The 21,407-nt window shown below is 36.0% G+C and carries 21 protein-coding genes and 4 tRNA genes; 18 read left to right on the top strand and 7 right to left on the bottom strand.

The annotated features are described in order from the left end of the window. Positions 1-15: 15 nt before the first annotated feature. From carA to argC, 4 genes are all read right to left on the bottom strand, one after another. Positions 16-1,071: a glutamine-hydrolyzing carbamoyl-phosphate synthase small subunit gene (gene carA / locus Bccel_RS12650; protein ID WP_036942738.1), complete on the bottom strand. Its 1,056-nt coding sequence runs from the start codon at positions 1,069-1,071 to the stop codon at positions 16-18. 44 nt (positions 1,072-1,115) lie between these two features. Next, complete coding sequence (locus Bccel_RS12645) at positions 1,116-2,318, bottom strand: aspartate aminotransferase family protein (protein WP_036942735.1); 1,203 nt, start codon at positions 2,316-2,318, stop codon at positions 1,116-1,118. Positions 2,319-2,380: 62 nt separating this feature from the next. Further along, positions 2,381-3,283, bottom strand: a complete 903-nt coding sequence (argB, locus tag Bccel_RS12640) for an acetylglutamate kinase (protein WP_457920565.1) — start codon at positions 3,281-3,283, stop codon at positions 2,381-2,383. Positions 3,284-3,361: 78 nt separating this feature from the next. After that, the gene (gene argC / locus Bccel_RS12635; protein ID WP_036942729.1) at positions 3,362-4,402 is read right to left on the bottom strand and encodes an N-acetyl-gamma-glutamyl-phosphate reductase; all 1,041 of its coding nucleotides are present in this window, start codon (positions 4,400-4,402) and stop codon (positions 3,362-3,364) included. 318 nt (positions 4,403-4,720) lie between these two features. Here argC and Bccel_RS12630 point away from each other — a divergent pair, with 318 nt between their 5' ends. The 15 genes from Bccel_RS12630 (at position 4,721) to Bccel_RS12560 (ending at position 14,852) form a co-directional block, all read left to right on the top strand. Beyond that, the gene (locus Bccel_RS12630) at positions 4,721-5,833 is read left to right on the top strand and encodes an ABC transporter ATP-binding protein (RefSeq protein ID WP_036942726.1); all 1,113 of its coding nucleotides are present in this window, start codon (positions 4,721-4,723) and stop codon (positions 5,831-5,833) included. Positions 5,834-6,072: 239 nt separating this feature from the next. Further along, the gene (locus tag Bccel_RS12625) at positions 6,073-7,233 is read left to right on the top strand and encodes a helix-turn-helix domain-containing protein (protein WP_036942722.1); all 1,161 of its coding nucleotides are present in this window, start codon (positions 6,073-6,075) and stop codon (positions 7,231-7,233) included. 26 nt (positions 7,234-7,259) lie between these two features. Beyond that, positions 7,260-7,967: a cell division ATP-binding protein FtsE gene (ftsE, locus tag Bccel_RS12620; protein ID WP_036942720.1), complete on the top strand. Its 708-nt coding sequence runs from the start codon at positions 7,260-7,262 to the stop codon at positions 7,965-7,967. Continuing rightward, positions 7,936-8,829 (top strand): permease-like cell division protein FtsX, encoded by an 894-nt coding sequence (gene ftsX, locus Bccel_RS12615; RefSeq protein ID WP_036942717.1) that lies wholly within the window; start codon positions 7,936-7,938, stop codon positions 8,827-8,829. The genes ftsE and ftsX overlap by 32 nt, the downstream gene beginning before the upstream one ends. Before the next feature lie 126 nt (positions 8,830-8,955). Further along, positions 8,956-10,077 (top strand): murein hydrolase activator EnvC family protein, encoded by a 1,122-nt coding sequence (locus tag Bccel_RS12610; protein WP_036942714.1) that lies wholly within the window; start codon positions 8,956-8,958, stop codon positions 10,075-10,077. A gap of 138 nt (positions 10,078-10,215) precedes the next feature. Then, positions 10,216-11,454, top strand: coding sequence for a S41 family peptidase (locus Bccel_RS12605; protein ID WP_242857012.1), 1,239 nt, complete (start codon positions 10,216-10,218; stop codon positions 11,452-11,454). Between the two features lie 149 nt (positions 11,455-11,603). Beyond that, complete coding sequence (locus Bccel_RS12600; RefSeq protein ID WP_036942711.1) at positions 11,604-11,777, top strand: alpha/beta-type small acid-soluble spore protein; 174 nt, start codon at positions 11,604-11,606, stop codon at positions 11,775-11,777. An 84-nt stretch (positions 11,778-11,861) separates the two neighbouring features. After that, complete coding sequence (locus Bccel_RS12595; protein ID WP_036942708.1) at positions 11,862-12,569, top strand: class I SAM-dependent DNA methyltransferase; 708 nt, start codon at positions 11,862-11,864, stop codon at positions 12,567-12,569. Between the two features lie 14 nt (positions 12,570-12,583). After that, positions 12,584-12,910 carry an MGMT family protein gene (locus Bccel_RS12590; protein ID WP_036942705.1) on the top strand — a complete coding sequence of 109 codons (327 nt, stop codon included), beginning with the start codon at positions 12,584-12,586 and terminating at the stop codon, positions 12,908-12,910. Between the two features lie 116 nt (positions 12,911-13,026). Beyond that, entirely contained in the window at positions 13,027-13,230 is a 204-nt protein-coding gene (locus Bccel_RS12585) for a cold-shock protein (RefSeq protein ID WP_036942702.1), read from the top strand. 156 nt (positions 13,231-13,386) lie between these two features. Further along, complete coding sequence (gene hslO, locus Bccel_RS12580) at positions 13,387-14,265, top strand: Hsp33 family molecular chaperone HslO (protein WP_036942700.1); 879 nt, start codon at positions 13,387-13,389, stop codon at positions 14,263-14,265. A gap of 198 nt (positions 14,266-14,463) precedes the next feature. Further along, a tRNA-Asp gene (locus Bccel_RS12575) sits at positions 14,464-14,540 on the top strand. Positions 14,541-14,547: 7 nt separating this feature from the next. Continuing rightward, a tRNA-Phe gene (locus Bccel_RS12570) sits at positions 14,548-14,623 on the top strand. A gap of 3 nt (positions 14,624-14,626) precedes the next feature. Beyond that, positions 14,627-14,698, top strand: a tRNA-Gly gene (locus Bccel_RS12565). 82 nt (positions 14,699-14,780) lie between these two features. Continuing rightward, positions 14,781-14,852: transfer RNA gene (locus tag Bccel_RS12560), tRNA-Cys, on the top strand. Between the two features lie 95 nt (positions 14,853-14,947). Here the strand turns inward: Bccel_RS12560 and Bccel_RS12555 are convergent. The 3 genes from Bccel_RS12555 to Bccel_RS12545 all read right to left on the bottom strand — a co-directional run bounded on the left by Bccel_RS12555 (position 14,948) and on the right by Bccel_RS12545 (position 17,333). Continuing rightward, positions 14,948-16,237, bottom strand: a complete 1,290-nt coding sequence (locus Bccel_RS12555) for a LysM peptidoglycan-binding domain-containing protein (RefSeq protein ID WP_036942697.1) — start codon at positions 16,235-16,237, stop codon at positions 14,948-14,950. A gap of 121 nt (positions 16,238-16,358) precedes the next feature. Next, positions 16,359-16,928: a hypothetical protein gene (locus Bccel_RS12550; RefSeq protein WP_050753412.1), complete on the bottom strand. Its 570-nt coding sequence runs from the start codon at positions 16,926-16,928 to the stop codon at positions 16,359-16,361. A gap of 174 nt (positions 16,929-17,102) precedes the next feature. Beyond that, on the bottom strand, positions 17,103-17,333 hold the full coding sequence (locus Bccel_RS12545; protein ID WP_036942690.1) for a hypothetical protein: 231 nt from the start codon (positions 17,331-17,333) through the stop codon (positions 17,103-17,105). 384 nt (positions 17,334-17,717) lie between these two features. Between Bccel_RS12545 and Bccel_RS12540 the strand changes: the two genes are divergently transcribed. From Bccel_RS12540 to recD2, 3 genes are all read left to right on the top strand, one after another. Continuing rightward, positions 17,718-18,653, top strand: a complete 936-nt coding sequence (locus Bccel_RS12540; protein WP_036942688.1) for a response regulator — start codon at positions 17,718-17,720, stop codon at positions 18,651-18,653. A 33-nt stretch (positions 18,654-18,686) separates the two neighbouring features. After that, positions 18,687-19,736, top strand: coding sequence for a DnaJ domain-containing protein (locus tag Bccel_RS12535; protein WP_036942686.1), 1,050 nt, complete (start codon positions 18,687-18,689; stop codon positions 19,734-19,736). A gap of 80 nt (positions 19,737-19,816) precedes the next feature. Next, positions 19,817-21,376, top strand: a complete 1,560-nt coding sequence (gene recD2 / locus Bccel_RS12530) for an SF1B family DNA helicase RecD2 (protein ID WP_476748359.1) — start codon at positions 19,817-19,819, stop codon at positions 21,374-21,376. The last annotated feature ends 31 nt before the right edge of the window (positions 21,377-21,407 follow it).

Below are 21,407 nucleotides of genomic sequence, written 5' to 3'. Positions count from 1 at the left end.
TTGACCTCCTATAACCTATAATAGCTTCAGAAACTCGTCAAAAATGTAGGCAGAGTCCTGAGGACCTGGCGAAGCTTCCGGATGGTACTGTACACTCAAAATCGGCATATATTTGTGTCTGAAGCCTTCCGTCGTGTCATCGTTTATATTTACATGTGTAATTGTTATATCATCTGAAAAATTCTTTTCCAGAGCATAATTATGATTCTGGGAGGTTATGTAGCAGCGGCCAGTTGTAAGGTCTTTAACCGGATGGTTTCCTCCATGATGGCCAAACTTAAGCTTATATGTGGTTCCACCCAATGCAATTCCAAGCAGCTGATGCCCCAGGCAAATTCCTAAAATCGGCTTTAATCCAAGCAAGCTTTGGACTGTGTTTTTTACCGACAGAAGCTCCATGGGATCGCCAGGTCCATTAGATAAAAGGATACCGTCAGGTTCATGCTTCATAATTTCATCCAAAGTAGAAAAGGCAGGGAGAATACATATATAGCAATCCCTATCCTGTAGAGCTTTAACTATATTGTTTTTTACACCAAAGTCCAGTATGGCAATTCTTTTTCCAGGACCTGGTTTATATACAGGAATCTTAGTTGTCACTTCCATAACAAGATTGCGTTTGCGTTCCTTGTCGGTCTTAAGTTTCTCCAGGAGTATATCTATATTTCCGCATTCACTGGATATCATGCCGAACATGCTGCCAAATTTTCGGATATATTGGGTAAGTGCTCTCGTATCAATTCCTTTAATTCCGGTAATATTGTTGGTTTCAAAGTACTTGTCGGCATTCATGCCGCACCTCCAGTTACTTGGATAGTCGCAAAGCTCACTGACTATGAAGCCTTGTATATGGGGTTTGTAAGATTCGTTATCCAAGTGGTTGAAACCATAATTTCCTATCAAGGGGTATGTCATAGCAACTATCTGCCCATTATAGGAAGGATCGGTGGTTATTTCCTGATATCCGGTCATGCAGGTATTAAATACTATTTCACCGAATGCTTCACCCTTGTGTCCGAAGCCCTCGCCTGTAAAATATGTGCCGTCTTCAAGAACTAAAACAGATTTCATGGAATCTCTCCTTAAAATTGCTATTTTATTGTCATGGATCATTCCTAATTGGCAAATTTGGTTAATATACTATCAAATGCTTTTATGAAACCGTCTACATCTTCCTTGGTCACAATAAGCGGAGGAAGAACCCTCATGACACCAGGGCCAACATTTCCAACAAGGTAGCCGTTTTCAAAGCAAGCTGTTACAAGCTCTTTAGCCTTGCCGTTATTAACTTCTATGCCTATCATAAGGCCTTTGCCCCTGATTTCAGAGATAAAACTATATTTTTCCTTTAGCTTATTCAGTTGTTCTATAAAATAGTCTCCAATTTTAGCTGAATTTTCTACCAGCTTTTCATTTATCATAGTATCCATTACTGCAAGACCTACTGCACATGCAAGGGGATTACCTCCGAAAGTTGAACCGTGATCACCAGGCTCAAATGCTGCAGCAACATGATCTTTAGCACACATGGCACCTATTGGGAATCCGCCTCCTAATGCTTTTGCCAGTGTAAAAATATCAGGCTCTATATCAAAATGCTGATATGCAAAGAGTTTTCCTGTTCTTCCTAGCCCTGATTGAACTTCATCAAGAATGAGGAATATGCCTTCCTTATCGCACAATTCCCTGACACCTTTCATATACTCAGGTGATATTAGGTTTATACCGCCTTCTCCCTGAATCGGTTCTAGCATAACAGCACAGGTGTTGCTGTTTATGGCTTTTTTCAAGGCTTCCAGGTCATTTGCAGGAACACTTGTAAATGATGGTGTAAGAGGGCAATATGGTTTTTGATATTTATCCTGGCCTGTTGCAGCGATGGTAGCTAGAGTACGGCCATGGAAGGATTTCTCAAGAGTTATGATTTCATACTTTTCAGGCATTCCCTTTTTCTTGAAGTAAATGCGTGCCAGCTTAATAGCTGCTTCATTTGCCTCAGCTCCGCTGTTTGAAAAGAAAACCTTATCTGCACATGAGTTTTCAACAAGGGCCTTTGCAAGCTTTGCCTGGGGTTCTACATAATACAGGTTTGAACAGTGGATGAACTTTTCAGCCTGTGTTTTAATAGCTTCCACAAGCTTCGGGTGAGAATGTCCTAATGCACTAACCGCGATTCCGGCAAAAAGATCTGTATATTTCTTACCGTCAGTACTCCATAGATTTATACCCTTACCGTATTCAAAACATACAGGGGTTCTGTTTCCAAATGTATTTACAAAGTATTTTTTGTCAAGCTCCATAATTTCATTTAATTCCATTATTAAGACCTCCGTTCAGAATTATTGGATTTATTACTATTATAAATTTTATTGACTTTTGCCTAGAGTTTCTCATTATTGTGATACAGTACCTTATCCTTCATAATCATAGTACCGATACCTTTATAGGTGAATATCTCCAATAAAATGCAGTGAGGTATTCTTCCGTCTATTATATGCGTTCTGCCTACGCCTTTTTCAAGTGCATCAATACAACCAAGCACTTTCGGTATCATACCGCCCTGAATAATCTTGTCTTCGATTAAGTTATGAACTTCGTCAATGGTGAGTGCTGAAAGTATTTCCTTGCTGTCCTTTGAGGTCTTTACACCTTCAACATCTGTTAAAAGCATGAGCTTTTCAGCCTTAAGATATGCAGCGATTTCACCTGCTACCGTATCAGCATTGATATTATAGCTTCGGCCATCCTTACCTACACCGATAGGTGCAACTACTGGTATATACTCATCCTTGGCGATTATATCCAACACTTTTGAGTTGATGTTGGTGATTTTACCCACATAGCCCAAATCTGTTTCTTTTCCATCGACTAGTGTGGTATATTGTTCGCATTCAATAAGATTCCCGTCAATACCGCAAAGTCCAATGGCTTTGCCCCCTTTTTGATTTAGGAGGGATACTATTTCCTTATTGGTTTTTCCCACAAGTACCATTTGTGCAACTTCCATTGTAGCTGAATCGGTTACACGCAGGCCGTTTATAAATTCACTTTTTATATTAAAATTACTAAGTGCCTTGTTGATATCAGGCCCGCCTCCATGGACCACTACAGGGTTAACACCTATATATTTTAATAATGTGATGTCTTCCATGACTGAATTTTTCAGTTCGTCGTTTATCATTGCATTACCACCGTATTTTATTACAACGGTTTTTCCGGTAAGCTTTTGAATATATGGAAGAGCTTCAATAAGAATCTCAGCTTTTTTAATTATTGTTTCCATAGATTTATACATTAATGTAATCCTCCAATTTCAGTAAGGTGTTATCAAATAATAAACTGATCAACGCCCTAAAAGATATTATAAGTATAAGCCAGGTGACTCAAGGCCGGTTTTTTCATCATATCCGCACATGATATTGAGGTCTTGCACCGCTTGAGCGGATGCTCCCTTACCAAGGTTATCCACGCATGAAAGAACTACTACCCTGTTAAGCCTCTTATCTACAACAACGCTGATATCGATGAAATTTGAGCCGGCAGTAAACTTCGTTTCAGGAAGCTTACCTTCATCAAGCACTCTTACAAAATACTCGTTTTTATAGAACTCTTTATAAAGGTTAACCAATTCACTAGTTGATGTCTCGGTCTTCAAATTGCCGTAAATTGTAGCAAGCATTCCTCTTTTCATAGGTACAAGATGTGGAGTGAACGAAATAAGGATGTCTTCATTTGCCAGGAAGCTGAGTTCCTGTTCTATTTCTGATGTATGCCTGTGGTTTGAAACCTTGTATGCCTTATAGTTTTCGGTACACTCGCAGAACTGGTACGGAAGATCGGTACTGCGGCCGGCACCTGTAACTCCTGAAGCAGCATCTATAATAATGTTTTTAGTCTCAATAATGTTGTTTTTCAAAAGCGGTGCTATACCGAGTATTGAACATGTGGGATAGCAACCGGGATTTCCAACAATTTTGGCATCCTTGATTTTGTCTCTATATAATTCGGGCAAACCATAGACCGACATTTCAAGAAGCTCGGGCATCTGGTGTGTAATACCATACCACTTTTCATAAACCTCTACATTTTTATATCTGAAATCTCCGCTGTGATCTATTACCCTTTTATCCAAAGCTATAAGCTTAGGAATTACTTCTTTTGATACACCATGGGGCAGTGCTGTTACAAAGATATCTGCTTTTTTAGATATGCTTTCTATATCAAGTGCGTCACATTTCATATCAAAAACATTTCTTAATGTTGGATATATATCTGAAACCTTTTGTCCCACAAAGTTTTGTGATACTATAGAAGTAACCTTTACGCCGGGATGTTTCTGAAGAAGCCTTAAGATTTCAATTCCAACATATCCTGTTGCACCTATAATTCCTACATTAATCATAAAATTACCCTCCTGTAAAGCAGTAAGCTCAATTACTCATTGTTCTGGTTTTTACTATTACATAATTATACATCTTTATGCATAAAAATTCAATATGTTATTTAGGGAATGATTAAGAATACACTACTCAAATATTTATGCAGAAAAACCTTCCTTAATATATACAGCTTTTAACAAGACATTTATGCAAAGTGACCAAGTTGATGCTATAAAATTTGTTAAGAACTATGTCTGTTAAAATTCTGTTATAAATGTTATAGTATTATTGTGAACATGCAAAATTATTAAAAGCGTATTTAACCTATAGGAGGAGAAAAGATGGCTAGTGTTAAGCTGAAAAATGTATACAAAAGATATGCCGGTGGTGTTACGGCTGTTAACGATTTCAATATGGATATAGAAGATAAGGAATTCATAATATTGGTTGGACCTTCAGGTTGCGGAAAAACTACTACACTCAGAATGATTGCAGGGTTGGAAGATATATCCGAAGGCGAGCTGTACATAGGCGACAAGCTTGTTAACGATGTAGACCCTAAAAACAGAGATATAGCGATGGTTTTCCAGAACTACGCTTTGTATCCTCACATGACAGTTTTTGAAAACATGTCTTTTGGTTTGAGACTCAGAAAAATTCCAAAAGATGAAATAAAAAGAAGAGTACATGAAGCAGCAAAAATACTTGATATAGAGCATTTGCTTGATAGAAGACCAAAGGCTTTATCAGGTGGTCAGAGACAGAGGGTTGCATTAGGCCGTGCTATAGTTCGTGAACCTAAAGTATTCTTAATGGATGAGCCTCTCTCAAACCTTGATGCTAAGTTGAGGGTTCAGATGAGAACTGAAATTAACAAGCTCCATCAGAAACTTCAGACAACTTTCATATACGTTACACATGACCAGACAGAAGCTTTGACAATGGGTACAAGAATAGTTGTTATGAAAGATGGATATGTTCAACAGATAGATACTCCACAAGCACTTTATGAAAGACCTTGCAACATGTTCGTTGCTGGCTTCATCGGAAGTCCTCAGATGAACTTTATAAATGCAAAGGTTGACAAAAGAGGCGATGGTATATACCTTACTTTTGGTAAGGATACAATCAAGTTGCCTGAAGGAAAGGCAAAGAAGCTTGAGGGAACAGATTATATAGGCAAGGAAGTTATCTTGGGTATCAGACCTGAATGTTTACATGATGAGCCGGCTTTCCTTGAGCAGATGTCAGACAGTTTGGTTGAAGCAAGAATAGAGTTGACAGAAAACCTTGGTTCTGAAACTTACCTCTATATGGTAGTTGATGATGTTGACTTTACTGCAAGAGTTAATCCAAGAACTAAAGCCAGATCTGGAGATATCATAAAGATTGCTTTTGATACTAACAGAATACACCTTTTTGATAAGGAAACAGAAAAAACAATAATGAACTAAGTAATTATTTAAATAAATTGAATTTATATTTGAGTCATTGATAAATAATGATTAAATATTATAAAGAGGAAGATTAAATTAGTCTTCCTCTTTTGATTGTGCATAAAAAGACTTCAAGGGTATAAAACCGTTTGCGGTTTTTTATAATTAGTGTATAATTATAAAAAGGATAAGCTACAGTTAAGACACCATTTATTCATAATATTCTACAAAATATAATATTGCTGGGGTGGATAGTTATGCAGTCTAAAATATATCAAAACATTGTCTCCCAAATTAGGGAAACAATAGATGCTGAGTTTGGCGTAATGGATGACAGTGGTACCATAATTGCGTGTTCAGATGAAGCCAAGATCGGTGACATGAATGAAAATGCATTGGAAATAATGGGGTCCGACGAAAAGATAAAAAGTACAGCCGGATATTCGTACTATAAGATTATGAACCGCAATAATCTTGAGAATATAGTCTTTTTAGCCATGGATGGAGAATTGGGGATTAAGTTTCTTTCATTAATTACGATAAATATAATAAATGCTAATTTATCTCATGAGGAAAAGCTCGATAAAACTACCTTTATAAAAAATATAATTCATGATAATATATTACCCAGCGATGTATTGCAGAAATCCAGAGAACTGCATCTTTCCAACAATGTTTCAAGAGTTGTGATACTTATACGTACTGGGAATACCAAGGATGTTTCGGTATGTGAAATGGTTTTTGACGTGGTATCAAAACTGTTTCCAAACAAAGCCAGGGACTTTGTTGTAGCTATAGACGAAGAAAACATTGTGCTCATTAAAGAATTAAAAAACAAGGACGATGCAAAGGAAATCGATTCTATAGCCAAGACAATTCTAGATACTCTAAGTGCCGAGGTTATGATCAATGTCAGCATCGGAATAGGCTCTATTGCCGAAAATATAAGAGATATAAAAAACTCTTATAAGGATGCTCAGTCAGCCATATCAATCGGTGGAATTTTTGAGAGCGATAAAAACATAAGCAACTATAATAATTTAGGAATAGGAAGGCTGATTTACCAGCTTCCGCCTACCCTGTGCAGGCTTTTTCTTAGTGAGGTGTTTTCAGGTGAATTAAAACCAACTGATTATATGGAAAACAAGCATGATACAAAGAGCGAGTCAAAGGAAAAGCTTGATAATGATACTATACTAACTGTGCTCAAATTTTTTGAGAATAACCAGAATGTATCGGAAACTGCAAGAGCTATGTATTTACACAGAAATTCGGTAGTATACAGGTTGGACAAAGTTCAAAGATTGACAGGCCTTGATATTAGAATATTTAATGAAGCTGTTATTTTTAAAATAGCTTTGATGGTTAAGAAGTACCTGGACTATAGTGAAGAACAGACAAAGAATAATAGAAATTAAGAGGTCATGCAAGAGGGAGAATTATAGTGATTAATTTTGAAAATGTTACGAAGATATATCAAAATGGCACTTTGGCTCTTACGAATATAAATCTAAAGATAAACAAGGGCGATTTTACATTTTTTATAGGTCAAAGTGGATCCGGCAAATCTACTTTGATAAAGTTGATTTTGAGGGAAGAAGAAGCTACAGAAGGTATTGTTAGCGTTAACGGCTTTAATGTAAGCACAATGTTAAGAAAGGAAATTCCTTTCTTTAGAAGGAGCATAGGAGTAGTTTTTCAGGATTTCAGGCTGCTTCCGGGAAAAACGGTATATGAGAACGTTGCATTTGCAATGCAGGTAGTGGAAGCATTGCCAAAGGAGATAAGAAGACGTGTTCCCACAGTATTGGGGTTGGTAGGGCTTAGCAATAAGGCGAAAGCTTATCCAAATCAGCTTTCAGGTGGGGAGCAGCAAAGGGTAGCCTTGGCAAGGGCTTTGGTAAATAATCCTGTGCTGCTTGTTGCAGATGAGCCGACGGGAAATCTTGACCCGGAAACTTCATGGGGAATAATGAATCTTCTGGCTGAAGTTAACCAGATGGGAACTACTGTGGTTGTTGCAACCCATGAGAAGAATATAGTCGACACTATGAAAAAGAGGGTTATTGCCCTATCAAAAGGAGAAATAATAAGGGATCAGGAGAAAGGTCAATACGAAGATGAAGATACGAACCACCAAATATATAATTAAAGACGGTATAATAAATGCATACAGAAACAAATTGATGTCTCTTGCATCTATAATTATAGTAACTGCATCACTGTTGGTTTTCGGTATATTTTTAATATTGAGTATGAATCTGCAATACAAAATAAATGATATGATGGTAAGACAGCTTCAAATTGAAGCGTATTGTGATGCCAATCTTGACGAAACACAGGTTAGGGATATTGAAGCCCAATTAAAAATGAATAGTTTTGTTTCGGATATCAGAAGGGTTACAAAGGAAGAAGCCCTTCAAAGATGTAAGGAACTTTTAGAAGAAGATGGCCGCATACTTGAGGGGTATGACGGAAGTTTTCTGCCTGAATCCTTTATTATTAAAATAAAAGATTCGGAGCATATAAAAAGTGTAGTTGAAACATTTAGAAATATAAAAGGGGTAGAAAGCGTCGCTTTTCTGGAGGAAAACGTAGAGGATTTGTCCAGTATATCATATTGGGCCAGAATAATAAGCATATTGCTGCTTGTAATACTTTTGTCGGTATCGGTATTTATTATATCAAATACAATTAAACTTACAGTATTTGCAAGAAGAAGAGAAATTAATATAATGAAATATATAGGTGCAACTGACTGGTTTATCCGCTTGCCATTTATTGTGGAAGGTATTATAATAGGCTTTGTGGGGGCCATAATATCATTTATAGTCACCTACTATTGTTATAGTACTATTGAAGGTCAGCTAAGCAAAGGTATTTTAGGTGAAAGCATTGATTTTGTCAGCATTAATTCGATAGTGCTTTATGTTCTGGGTTCCTATAGTATTATAGGAACTGTGGTTGGCGGAGTTGGAAGTGGTATATCCATAAGAAAATACCTTCATGTATAAATATAAATTTTACTGATGATAAGACTAATTTAAAATCAGCAAATCTTACATGTGTTAAAGATTAATTACAAATTACTTCCAATAGGTGTAAGATTTGTATGGTTTTAATATGTTAAGGAGGCCATTATGAAAAAGCAGATTTCTATTGCCTTAATACTGGTTATGATATTGACAACAACGTTGTCTTCAACTGCTGATAAGCTTAGTGATACAAAAAGACAAAGGGAAAAGATAAACAATAAAATAAGCAGCATAAGCAGTCAGAAGAAAAAGGAGCAGACAAAGCTGAAGTCTGCAATAGATGAAAAGAAGTACATAACAGAGGTGCAGAATTCTAAGAGCACTGAATACCAAAAACTCGTAGCTGAAAAGGCAATGTTGGAAAAGGAAATCGGTGAAATACAGAAATCCATTGATGAGACTCTGGATAATTATAAAAAGCAGGAAGAGTTATTCAAGGTCAGGCTAAAGGTAATGTACGAAAATGCCAGTTATGGAAAGACTAATACTATTCTTAAGTCAAAAAACTTAACCGACTTTTTTGCACGGCTTAAGTACATGCAAGCCATATCAAAAAGGGATAAGGAACTAATCGAAGATATCAAAACGGCAAAAGCCGATATTGAATATAAAAAAAAGCTGAAGGAAAAAATGAAGCTTGATAAGGAAAACATAATCAGCACCAAGAAAAAGCAAATTGAAAATCTTAAAGCTTCAAGGGCTGATGTGGATGAAGAGATTAGGGAGATTAATGACAAACTGAAAAAGCTTGATGAGCAGGAAGATGAGTTGGTTAAGAAGTCCCAGGAACTGGCAAGCCAAATCAGATCCCTACAAAGAAAAGTTAAATATATAGGCGGCAACATGGTATGGCCTGCACCAAGCTCACATAATATAACTTCCTATTATGGCAGAAGGTTTCATCCGGTACTTAAAAAGTACAAAATGCACACTGGAATAGATATTGGAGCGTCATCAGGTTCTTCTATTGTAGCTGCAAATAAGGGTGTTGTAATTGTTGCTGGATGGCAGAGCGGATACGGTAATACCGTAATAATTGATCACGGAGGCGGTATTGCAACTTTATATGCTCACTGCAGCAGGATTTTAGTGCATACGGGACAAAACGTGGATGCATCACAGGTAATAGCAAAGGTTGGCAGTACAGGGCTATCTACAGGTCCGCACCTGCATTTTGAAGTGATTAAGAATGGGGCAACAGTTGACCCGTTAAGTTATGCTAGGTAATAAGCATGAATGAAAAATTAAATGGCTAAAACACAGTATATTGTTGTCACAAAATATAAACCCGGATAAATCTGGGTTTATAAGTGTTTTTTGATGCATATTATTATATTAATAAACTACCCTAAGGAGTGTTATGTTTTGAATAATGAAAAAAGTATAGTTGCCGGAATGGTATCTTTAGTATTTGTGACAGCAGTGATTTCCTTTATACTGGCATTTTTCCTGTTTAACGGGTTTGATTTAGCGGGAAGTAAGAGTTATGTTTCTTTTGATAAAGATGAGGTTAGTAAAGGAAGTGTAGAAAAGTTTAATCAGATAAAAGGAATCCTTAAAAATACCTACTATGACAAAGTTGATGAGAATAAGCTGCTAGAGGGTGCTATTTCGGGTATGACAGATTCATTGAGGGACCCCTACACAGTTTATTTTACAAGGGAACAAATGAATAGTTTTTCTGAACGCACTGAAGGTGAATATGTAGGTATTGGAATGCATGTGATTATGGATAATGATGGTATCCTAACCATTGTAGAAGCTTTTGAGGGCTCGCCAGCTAAAAAGGCAGGACTTACAAGAGACGATAAAATAATCAAGGTTGATGGAAAAGATGTAACTTCTATTAAAGATGAAAACCTAATTATAAATATGATTAAAGGAAAAGAAAATACAAATGTTAAAATCACAATTTACAGACCATCTGAAGAAAAGTCTATAGACCTTGATATTCTCAGAAAAAAAATAAAGGTATCAAATATCAAGTGGGAAATGCTTGATGGAAATATTGGATATATCAGAATTCTCATGTTTGATAATGATGCATATTCATATTTCAGTAAGGCTTTAGAGGAGCTGCTCGAGAAGGGATTGAAGGGCCTTATTATAGATGTGAGGGATGACCCGGGCGGAGATTATGAGCAGGTGGTGGAAATAGCTGACAGACTGCTGCCAAAAGGACTTATTGTATATACAGAAGATAAGAATAAAAAAAGAGATGAGAAATTGTCTGATGAAAGAGAGTTCAGATATCCTTTAGCAGTGCTTGTAAATGGAAATAGTGCCAGTGCCAGTGAGGTACTGTCTGGTGCAATAAAGGATCACGACAAAGGAAAACTGATCGGCACAAAAACATTTGGAAAAGGTTTGGTTCAACAGGTTTATGGTTTTAAAGATGGATCGGGATTGAAGCTGACAGTTTCAAGATATTTTACTCCATCAGGCAAGTGTATTCAAGGTATTGGAATAGAGCCTGACATTAAAGTTGAGTCCCTTGAAGAGTTTAAAGATTACCCTGTATCCAATATACCTAGAGAAAAGGATGTGCAGTTCAAAAAGGCATATGACTATATAAAAGGGAAATCAAGTAATTCAGTTTTTTGAAATGCAATTGACCAGTAAATTATTTGATAATACCTAAATAATTGTATAAAATAGATGCATTTTCACATAATAAAGAAAAGTGATAATTAATAAAAGTGCTAATAATCTAAAAGATTAATCACTTATCATACCTATGTGGAGGTGAATATTTGGAAAGTATAGAAGAAATAATAAAAAACCAGGTTATAGCTGAGTTGGGCTTGAGCGAAAAGGTTAAGAAGTTGGGATGGAAAAGCCTGACTGCTAAGGAAACAGGAAGAATTGGCGGTATAGTCTCAAAAAGAAAGAAGTTATATAATTCAGGAAAAAGTCAGCAAGCGTGATTTGCTGACTTTTTAGGTCTATTAGATTTAAGATGGGGGGAAAATATTATTTATAATAATTTTGCATATATATATGACAAGCTGATGTATGATGTAGATTACAATAAATGGTCGGATTATATAGAAGCCATTTTCAAAAAATATGAATGTAAGCCTTCGCTAATGGTTGATTTAGGGTGCGGAACCGGGAGCGTATGCATTAACCTTTCAAAGCGAGGCTATGAAATGATAGGTGTGGACATGTCGTGCGAGATGCTTTCTTGTGCGGCTGAAAAAAGTAAGGAAAATGGTCTTGATATATTATATCTAAACCAGGATATAACTGAGTTTGAGCTGTATGGAACTGTAGATGCTGCTTTATGCTTAATGGATACAGTGAATTACCTTACTGATAGGAGAAAACTTAAAATTTTTCTAAAACTTGTGGCAAACTATTTAAACCCAGGCGGATTATTTATTTTTGACATAAATTCAGAATATAAGCTGGAAAACATACTGGGAAATAATGTATTATATGAAGTAGGCAAGGAAATAACGTACATATGGGCAAATAATTATAATAAGAAAAATAGAATGTGTGAGTTTGATTTAACATTTTTTGTAGAAAATCAGGGTAAATATGACAGGTTTGATGAATTGCATTACGAAAGGGCCTATTCCATAGTTGAGATGGAAAATATAATTTCGCAAACTAAAAGTATGGAAGTCTTAGGAATATATGAACAATTCTCCTTCAGAAAACCCAAAGAAGAAAGTGAAAGAATCTTCTTTGTGTGTAGGAAAACATATTAGGAGGATTTGTTAAAATGGGCTTTTTTGAGCGTGTTTATGAAATAGTAAGAAAAATTCCAAAAGGAAAAGTAGCAACTTACGGCCAAATTGCTAGAATGGCAGGTGAACCCAGGAAAGCGAAGATTGTTGGATGGGCATTGCACCAAAATCCATATCAGGGAGATGTACCATGTCACAGGGTTGTAAACAGGCATGGAGAACTTGCAGGAGGATTTGCATTTGGTGGAAGAGAAGTCCAAAAAGATCTGCTAATTAAGGAAGGTATAATATTTGATGCGAATGAAAAAATAAATTTAGGCATATATTTGTGGAGTAGTAAAGAGGAAAATATTAACTCTTGACTTTATGTTCTTTATTATTCTTGACAAGCTGTTGATTAGTGTGATAAAATGTTGTAGAATTGATGGGGCATGTAATATGTCTACAAAACTAGTATTTATTTCAGGAGGAGTTTTAGATGGAAAGAGGAAGAGTAAAGTGGTTTAATGCTGAAAAAGGATTTGGATTCATCGAAAGAGATGGCGGAAATGACGTATTTGTTCATTTTTCGGCAATAAACATGGACGGCTTTAAGACACTCGAGGAAGGTGCAGAAGTTGAATTTGAAGTAGTTGAAGGAGCTAAGGGTCCTCAGGCTGCTAAAGTTCAGAGAGCTAACTAATATTAGTTCTACACCGAAACTAAAACGGTAATGAGCCATAATACCCCGGTATAATTTATATCGGGGTTTTCAATTTTTGTATGAATAAAAAGTGTTTAAATATTACGTCTGGGTACATTTCAAAACAATAATAATTTGAAAGGATTATATAATAGCATGCAAGATTATATCATAAGCGGCACAGCAGCTGAGGGCAAATTGAGGGTATTTTTGGCTAATACTACCGATATGGCACGGGAAGCAAGTACAGTGCATAATTTATCAGCTATTGCATCTGTAGCATTAGGGAGAACGTTGACAGCAGCAGCATTAATGTCCAAGACATTAAAGGGTGAAAAGGACATTATTACCATACAAATCAAAGGCAGTGGGCCTATTGGAGGCATAATAGTTGTAACAGATTCCAAATCCAATGTCAGGGGATATGCATATAACCCGCAGGTAGATAATATTTTCACAGAAGATGGTAAATTAGACGTTGGATCAGTTGTAGGCAAGCCGGGATATCTTAATATAATAAAGGATTTAGGACTAAAGGAGCCTTACGTTGGTTATGTTAATCTGGTTTCAGGTGAAATAGCTGAAGATCTGTCTTGTTATTTCTATTATTCAGAACAGATTCCTACAATTGTATCATTAGGTGTACAGGTAGATTCTGATGAAAGTGTAAAGAGCTCCGGAGGCTTTTTTGTTCAAGTGATGCCTGATGCCGATGAAAAGATTATTGACGATTTGGAAGAAAGAATTAAAACCATACCAGCGGTGTCGGAACTTTTAAAAAATGAAAGTCCTGAGGATATATTGAGTATTATATTGGAAGGGTTAGATCCAAAAGTTACAAATAAGGGACAATGCAAATACCAGTGTAACTGTTCAAGAGAACGTATGGAAGCGGGCCTTATAAGCCTGGGCAAGGACGAGATTACTGCTTTAATTAATGAACAACATGATGCAGAGCTGGTTTGTCACTTCTGCAATAACAAATATCAATTTACAGAGCAGGAGTTAAAAGAAATTGTGGAAAGATTAAAATAAGTATTGAAAAATTAGAATTCGTGAGTATTTATAAGATATATTAAAAAATAAATAGAAATAGAGATGTATTTTGGAATAATAACTAAATTAGGTGTTGACATTATTGATTTATTTGAGTATACTATCAATTGTCGCTTGTGACTGATGCGAACTGAGAACATCAATCACGACATAGTTGCAGGTTAGACGATTTAATTTGGCCCGGTAGTTCAGTTGGTTAGAATGCCAGCCTGTCACGCTGGAGGTCGAGGGTTCGAGCCCCTTCCGGGTCGCCAATTAAATGCCCAGATAGCTCAGTCGGTAGAGCAGTGGACTGAAAATCCACGTGTCGCTGGTTCGATTCCGGCTCTGGGCACCATTTGCGGGTTTAACTCAGCGGTAGAGTGTCACCTTGCCAAGGTGAAAGTCGCGAGTTCAAATCTCGTAACCCGCTCTTAAAAACAGAGACTAGAGACTAGAAATTAGAATCCAAAGGGGTTTAGGTTCTAGTATCTAGTGTCTAGTCTCTGTAGTATGGCGCCATAGCCAAGTGGTAAGGCAGAGGTCTGCAAAACCTTTATCCCCCAGTTCAAATCTGGGTGGCGCCTCTAAAAAGAGAATCCTCAAAGGCTTTATAATAAGGCCTTTGAGGATTTTTGTTTTGCATGGATATTGAAGCTGGTATATCATATCAAAGAATATTCTAAATTAATCCTGCAGCGATTTTAATATTTTCCTGGTGCTTAGCATCAATTTCCCCGTCACTGTGTCTTGTGCTGTTTGCAAAGTGGACGTCAAAAACTCCATCAATGCCATTGCCTTTTACCCAATCCAAGTTATAGCCCGGTGGGTAGCCATCACTTCTCCAGGTAGTATATATACCGCCATCTACCTTGTCGTTTCCTGCATGGGGTAAACTTGAAGCACTTGCAGCGATTTTTCTTCCATTGATTTTAACGATGATGGGACGTCTTGTCCAACTTAAACTACCGCCCCATATTTCCTTCATTTTTTGGGTATCGGTAAGAGTCAATGTTTCAACATCTGCGTGGTTAGCACCTGTTGTACGTTTTGCAAAGAAGGACTTTCCGGTATAGAAATCAACGATTTCAATAACACTTTGGGTAGGTATGACATATTGGGCTTCTGTCCACCAATCCAAATATTCTCCATACCTTTCTCCAGGGGTAGATTTTACAGGTATGTTATGAACGGGTATTTTTAACACATCTCCGATGTTTATCATTGCTGACTCCCTAATATTATTAGCTGTTAATACTTCTGACAAAGGTATACCGAATTTGTCTGCAATATTCCATAAATTATCACCTGACTTTATTGTATAGCTTGTGTATGTTATATAAGGCTTCGTTGGTGTAGGAGTTGGTGTAGGACTTGATGTAGGGCTTGATGAAGGAGTGGGCAGTGGTGTTTGGACAGCAGACTGAGGAATTTGCAGCTTCTGACCTATATAAAGTATAGTGCTTTCATTTGCATTGTTTATCTTCATAAGTTCGGTTAAATTCACGTTATATTTTTGGCTTAAAGTAAAGAAGGTATCTCCAGATTGAACTATATGAACTCTTGTTTGTGTAGGTTGTAGTGTAGATGGTGATGCAGCCGGGATAATAACCATATCACCGATATTCAGCATCGACTTTTCAGTTGCGTTATTCAATGAGAGTAGCTTATGAAAATCTACACCGTATTTTTTACTGATAGTCCAATATGTTTCTCCTGATATGACTGTATGAATGATCTGATTACCTAAAGGTATTGTGATTGTTTTACCAGGATACAAGATTGTATTTACTGTAGCATTATTAGATTTAATAAGGCTCTCCATGGATATTCCATACCTTTGACTGATTAAAAAGAAAGTGTCTCCTGATTGTACCTTATAGCTGATGTCTTGGGCATTTGTAATGTTTGTGCTTCCAACAAGAATGCCAATACTTAAAAAACCTGATATCAGAAATTTCTTCAAAGGCATTGTTTGCTTCCTCCTTAATGACAGTTTATATAGGGTATTTCAAAAAATACATTGTTCACTAATTTATTTCGGCATAAATCATTAAATACCTTTATGAAATTTGTGGGACATGCACAGTATTTTAAGATTGTTGAGGAGATAAATGGCATAATATCTTTTCTTTATTCCAGACTTGAACTTCAATATAATTGGGCATCTTTTCCGGAAGAATTCCTTTTAAGTTTTCCTTGATATTAAGTATCTCTTTCAATGTAAATATTTTTCCATGATATTCAGGCAAATAGTATATGGGATCTTTTTGATAAGCTAATAATAATGTCAACATACTGTCAGGATATGTAAAGCTTATTTCTGTTTCATCAAAGATTTCCAAAGGTATTTGTATTTGACTGGTCAGTTTTTTGTTTTCATCAGTTTCGTTTTCATTAAACCAAATTGATCCGCCGAGAACAAAGTAAATGGGCCTTTCAAGAAGCGGGTTTCCTCCTTTTTTAATAAATTCATCAAGCAGCCATTTTTCAGTACCCCTTCTTGCATCTAGATACTGTTTGGGGTTTGAAAACCTTTCCCATAGAAGAGAATCTTTAACGTATAATTCATTCATTAATTTAGTTGCTGCTTCATCATCTAAATCAGTAAGTGAATTAAAAGGCTGTGTTCCGCTTCTGAAATAATGCACTATATAGCTCATGATATACTCCTTACATCATAAAAATTATACTTTATATGTTATCATATATTGTATAAAAATGTAATAGGGGTTCGTAGAAATATATAAATATAAAGAAGAATTAGTGTTTTGGGCAACAATATAAATTTAAAAAAGATTTTGATACTGAAATGAAATATTCTAAAAAGGAGGCTATTATTCCATAGCCTCTTCTTTGTTTATATCATATAGATTGTAGGTAATACATTTTGAAGCTCTTCTTACACGTGGGGGTTTTTTCTCTTTAGTAGATGCATCTGAAGAGGCAGCTTTACTTCGTGAAGACTGTTTGGGTGTAGAAGGCTTTGACGTGGTTCTAAAAGTACAGTTTTTATTTGTACAATTGCCCGAAAGCATCAATGAACCGCATTTACAAAATTCTGACAATTAAATCACTCCTTTATATTAATATACCATAAAATCGCAAATATAATAATAGATTAGTGTAAAATTTTTAAATTTTATTTTGTTTAAGAAATTAATTGTATTTTTTTAAAAATGTTAAAAAAGTGCTTTTATCATACGATTCAATAATATATAATATAATTATATGTTTCAATGTTATATAAAATGGTCAAGTTATGTTATTGAAAAACTGTATCAATAGCTTTCAGGTTTATAGTCTTAAAGTTTAGCAGATCAATTAATTATATATAAGGTTTGATATTTCATTATTACCTAAGGAATGACTAAAATATTAAATTACTTACCTTAAAACAAGAAAAATGGTTGTTATTTTGTTGAAGTGATTTGATTAAATAAGGAGACTATATGTTCAAAAAGAAAATTCTTATTGTAGATGATACGGAGTTAATAGTAAGAATAATTACTGATATATTAGTGCCGGCAGGTTATGATGTTATATCGGCATATAGTGGTGAAGAAGGTATTGAGATGGTGAGAAGGGAAAAACCGGACCTGGTACTTCTTGACATTATTATGTATGGCATGGACGGCCTGGAGGTTTGTAAAGTGTTAAGAGCAGATGAGAGTAATAACTTAATGCCTATTATAATACTTACGGCTGAGGATGATGAAGAGCAAAAGCTGCAAGGGCTTGAACTGGGTGCTGATGATTATATAAAGAAGCCGTTTAATCCTAGGGAGCTTATTGCTAGAGTAAGAAACACACTTATCAGAATAGATAGAAACAGATGGGCAAACCCTCTTACAGGTTTAAGAGGCAACCTTGAAATTCAATCTGAAATAACCAGAAGAATTTTCAACAGGGATTTATTTACTGTGGTTTATGCAGACCTTGATAATTTCAAAGCTTATAACGATGTTTATGGCTTTGCCAGTGGTGATAGGGCAATAAAACTCACAGCAGATATACTTTTGGATTGTATTCATACATTTGGGGCACCTACGGATTTTGTTGGGCATGTTGGCGGTGATGATTTTATACTTGTTATTTACCCCCAAAATGCAGATATGATATGTGAAAGCATTATAAAAAGGTTTGATAAAAAAATTGTTGAGTTGTACAGCATGGAAGACCGGAATAAGGGGTTTATTTCAACTACAAACAGGCAAGGACAGATGATACAATATCCAATTATATCGATATCCCTTGCAGCTGTTTCCAATGAAAACCGAAACCTAATCAGTCATTTGCAGGTTGCTGAAATAGCGGCTGAATTAAAAAAACAGGCAAAATCAATTGCAGGAAGTGCATATGTCAGAGATCTGAGGAGGAATGTATAAAAAGATCAATATGATCATTAAGGATGGTTTCTAATGTATAAAGACCTTGATTTATACAGACTGCTTCAGGTTCAAGATAATGCAGAACCTGAGGTAATAGCTGCAGCATACAAAAGGCTTTCTAAAAAATACCACCCGGATCTCAATAGGGATAAGGGTGCAGAAGAAAAAATGATGCAAATCAATTATGCTTTTAGTATTTTATCAGATGTGGAAAAAAGAAAGCAGTATGATGTGCATCAAAGAATAAAGCATATAGAGAATAGTTCTATACCTTATCTTATGAATTATCCAAAGGAACAGCAAAGAGAAATTTTAAAAGCCCTAAAGGTTGTAAAGGGCTATTTTGCATGCCTTTCTATAGGGAAGTTTTATGATGCCTATGATAAAATAAGTTTTTATGATAAAAATAAAGTAACTCTTTTCGATTTTGTGAATTGGCAAAACAAAGTCTCACAATACTTTGAGATTGTAGAAGTTCAAGTATCCTACAATGATTACTATGATACAAAGAAGGTTTTTGGACAGGAAATATGTAAAGTATTTGAATTTTCTGTTATAATACATGAAAAAGAAATTTTAAAAGATAGTATTAACATAGTGAATATAAATAGACTGGTGGTTTTAAACAGGGATAAGTATGAAATTATTTTAGGCTATGAGGATTTGAGAACAGAAACCAATAAGCTTCTAATGAGTATGGAAGACAAAAAAGGTGAATATGAAGCTTTAAGTATTGATTATGATGAGTTGGACAAGTACTTTAAAGAGTATGTTGATCTGGAGTTTCAAAAGAATAAAAGCTATAACAGACCTTTTTCAATTATTTCAATTAACTTTATTTGTGATATATCTATAAATTGTCTGGATGAAGTTTTTTCTTTAATTACAGGTGCATTGAGAGGGTCTGATAAATTTATTCCCATAAGCGAGGACAGGGCTGTTATACTTTTGCCTGAGACCGGACCATCCGGAGCTGATAAGGCTACTCATAAAATTGCAGATATTTTGAATGGTTATGCTGAAAGTAAGGGTTGGAAATTTAGGTGGTTTAAAATTAAAATTATAAAATCCACTAACTGAGGAATATTGATAATAATGTTTGTTATCCATAGATTTACTTACAAATAGGGCAATTGCCCTTATTACAAAAGGACAATAATATGGAATATATAAGTGGAATTGTTGAAAGAGTTACTTTTTTTAATGAGGAAAATGGTTTTTGCGTAATTAAAGTTAAATCAAAGGGATATCCTGATCTTATAACTGTGGTGGGAAATCTGGCAGCGGTGAATGTTGGTGCTGTTTTAAGGATAAAGGGCGAATGGAAATATGACAGCAAATACGGTAAACAATTCACTGCAGTTGATTACAGAGAATCTGTTCCTGCCACCTTAGCTGGGATGGAGAAGTATTTGGGGAGCGGCCTTATTAAAGGTATAGGACCAGTTTTTGCACGCAGGATCATAAATCATTTCAAGGAGGAAACTCTTAAAGTAATCGAAGAGTCACCGGATTATCTTATAAATGTTGAGGGAATAGGGCAAAAGCGGGTTGATACAATTAAGAAGGCCTGGAAAGAGCAAAAGGAAATTAAAAACGTGATGCTTTTTTTACAGAGTAACGGGGTATCAACGGCATATGCAGTTAAGATATATAAAACCTACGGCAATGAAAGCATTAGTGTGGTCAAGTCAAACCCATACAGGCTTGCAGATGACATTTGGGGGATTGGCTTTAAAACAGCGGATAAAATTGCACAGAATATGGGAATTGGCAAGGATTCTTATGAGAGATGCCGGTCAGGTATAGTCTATACCATAAATGAGCTGTCAAATGACGGCCATTGCTTTGCAAAAAAGGAACAGCTTATAATAAAGGCATCTGAAATTCTGGAGGTAGATCAAGAGCTTATTGGTAGTACCATAAATACCATGTTGATGGATAAAACGGTTATTAGTGACGAAGCTGATGCAATTTTCCTGCCACCGTTTTATTACAGCGAGGTGGGAGTTGCAAAGAGAATAAGAGATATTACAGCTGTAAAAAGCGGCCTTATTGACAACAATATTGAAAGGGTTATAGATGAGATACAGTTGGAATACGGCATTACTTATGACCAGGTTCAGATAGATGCCATAAAGGAAGCTGTTGCTTCCAAGTTTATGGTATTGACTGGAGGCCCTGGTACAGGAAAAACAACGACTACATTGGCGATAATTAAGGCTTTTCAAAGGATGGGGGCCGTGTGCCTGTTGGCAGCACCAACTGGGAGAGCTTCAAAAAGGCTGTCTGAGGCTACAGGCATGGAAGCAAAGACCATTCACAGGCTGTTGGAATATAAGCCGCCGGAGGGATATAAAAAGAATGCTGAAAGCCCTTTGGAGTGCAATGTGCTTATAATAGACGAGGCTTCTATGGTAGACATAATATTAATGTACAATCTTTTAAAGGCCGTTAAGAACGAAACGGTAGTTATACTGGTAGGAGATGTGAATCAACTGCCGTCGGTTGGAGCCGGAAATGTATTACGGGACATTATTGATTCAGGCACTGTAAACGTAATATGCCTTACAAGGATATTCAGGCAGGCACAGGGCAGTGCCATAATAACAAACGCCCACCGTATCAATAAAGGTGAGATGCCTAATTTAAGAGGGGAAAGAATAGTGATTTTTTCTATATTGAAGAGGATGAGCCCCTTAAGGTTACAGATGTTATAAAAAACCTATGCTTAAAAAGGCTTCCACAGTA

This window comes from Pseudobacteroides cellulosolvens ATCC 35603 = DSM 2933, from assembly GCF_001262605.1.
Classification (GTDB): Bacteria; Bacillota; Clostridia; order Acetivibrionales; family DSM-2933; genus Pseudobacteroides; species Pseudobacteroides cellulosolvens.
This window is presented reverse-complemented; position numbering and strand designations above follow the sequence as displayed.

Bases quoted from the DNA above. Each gene is read 5' to 3' on its own strand.
- carA (WP_036942738.1), bottom strand. From the start codon at position 1,071: ATGAAATCTGTTTTAGTTCTTGAAGACGGCACATATTTTACAGGCGAG.
- argC (WP_036942729.1), bottom strand. From the start codon at position 4,402: ATGATTAATGTAGGAATTATAGGTGCAACAGGATATGTTGGAATTGAA.
- Bccel_RS12540 (WP_036942688.1), top strand. From the start codon at position 17,718: ATGTTCAAAAAGAAAATTCTTATTGTAGATGATACGGAGTTAATAGTA.
- ftsX (WP_036942717.1), top strand. From the start codon at position 7,936: ATGAAGATACGAACCACCAAATATATAATTAAAGACGGTATAATAAAT.
- Bccel_RS12645 (WP_036942735.1), bottom strand. From the start codon at position 2,318: ATGGAATTAAATGAAATTATGGAGCTTGACAAAAAATACTTTGTAAAT.
- Bccel_RS12590 (WP_036942705.1), top strand. From the start codon at position 12,584: ATGGGCTTTTTTGAGCGTGTTTATGAAATAGTAAGAAAAATTCCAAAA.
- Bccel_RS12585 (WP_036942702.1), top strand. From the start codon at position 13,027: ATGGAAAGAGGAAGAGTAAAGTGGTTTAATGCTGAAAAAGGATTTGGA.
- argB (WP_457920565.1), bottom strand. From the start codon at position 3,283: ATGGAAACAATAATTAAAAAAGCTGAGATTCTTATTGAAGCTCTTCCA.
- recD2 (WP_476748359.1), top strand. From the start codon at position 19,817: ATGGAATATATAAGTGGAATTGTTGAAAGAGTTACTTTTTTTAATGAG.
- Bccel_RS12630 (WP_036942726.1), top strand. From the start codon at position 4,721: ATGGCTAGTGTTAAGCTGAAAAATGTATACAAAAGATATGCCGGTGGT.
- Bccel_RS12555 (WP_036942697.1), bottom strand. From the start codon at position 16,237: ATGCCTTTGAAGAAATTTCTGATATCAGGTTTTTTAAGTATTGGCATT.
- Bccel_RS12595 (WP_036942708.1), top strand. From the start codon at position 11,862: ATGTATGATGTAGATTACAATAAATGGTCGGATTATATAGAAGCCATT.
- Bccel_RS12550 (WP_050753412.1), bottom strand. From the start codon at position 16,928: ATGAGCTATATAGTGCATTATTTCAGAAGCGGAACACAGCCTTTTAAT.
- Bccel_RS12625 (WP_036942722.1), top strand. From the start codon at position 6,073: ATGCAGTCTAAAATATATCAAAACATTGTCTCCCAAATTAGGGAAACA.
- Bccel_RS12610 (WP_036942714.1), top strand. From the start codon at position 8,956: ATGAAAAAGCAGATTTCTATTGCCTTAATACTGGTTATGATATTGACA.
- hslO (WP_036942700.1), top strand. From the start codon at position 13,387: ATGCAAGATTATATCATAAGCGGCACAGCAGCTGAGGGCAAATTGAGG.
- Bccel_RS12535 (WP_036942686.1), top strand. From the start codon at position 18,687: ATGTATAAAGACCTTGATTTATACAGACTGCTTCAGGTTCAAGATAAT.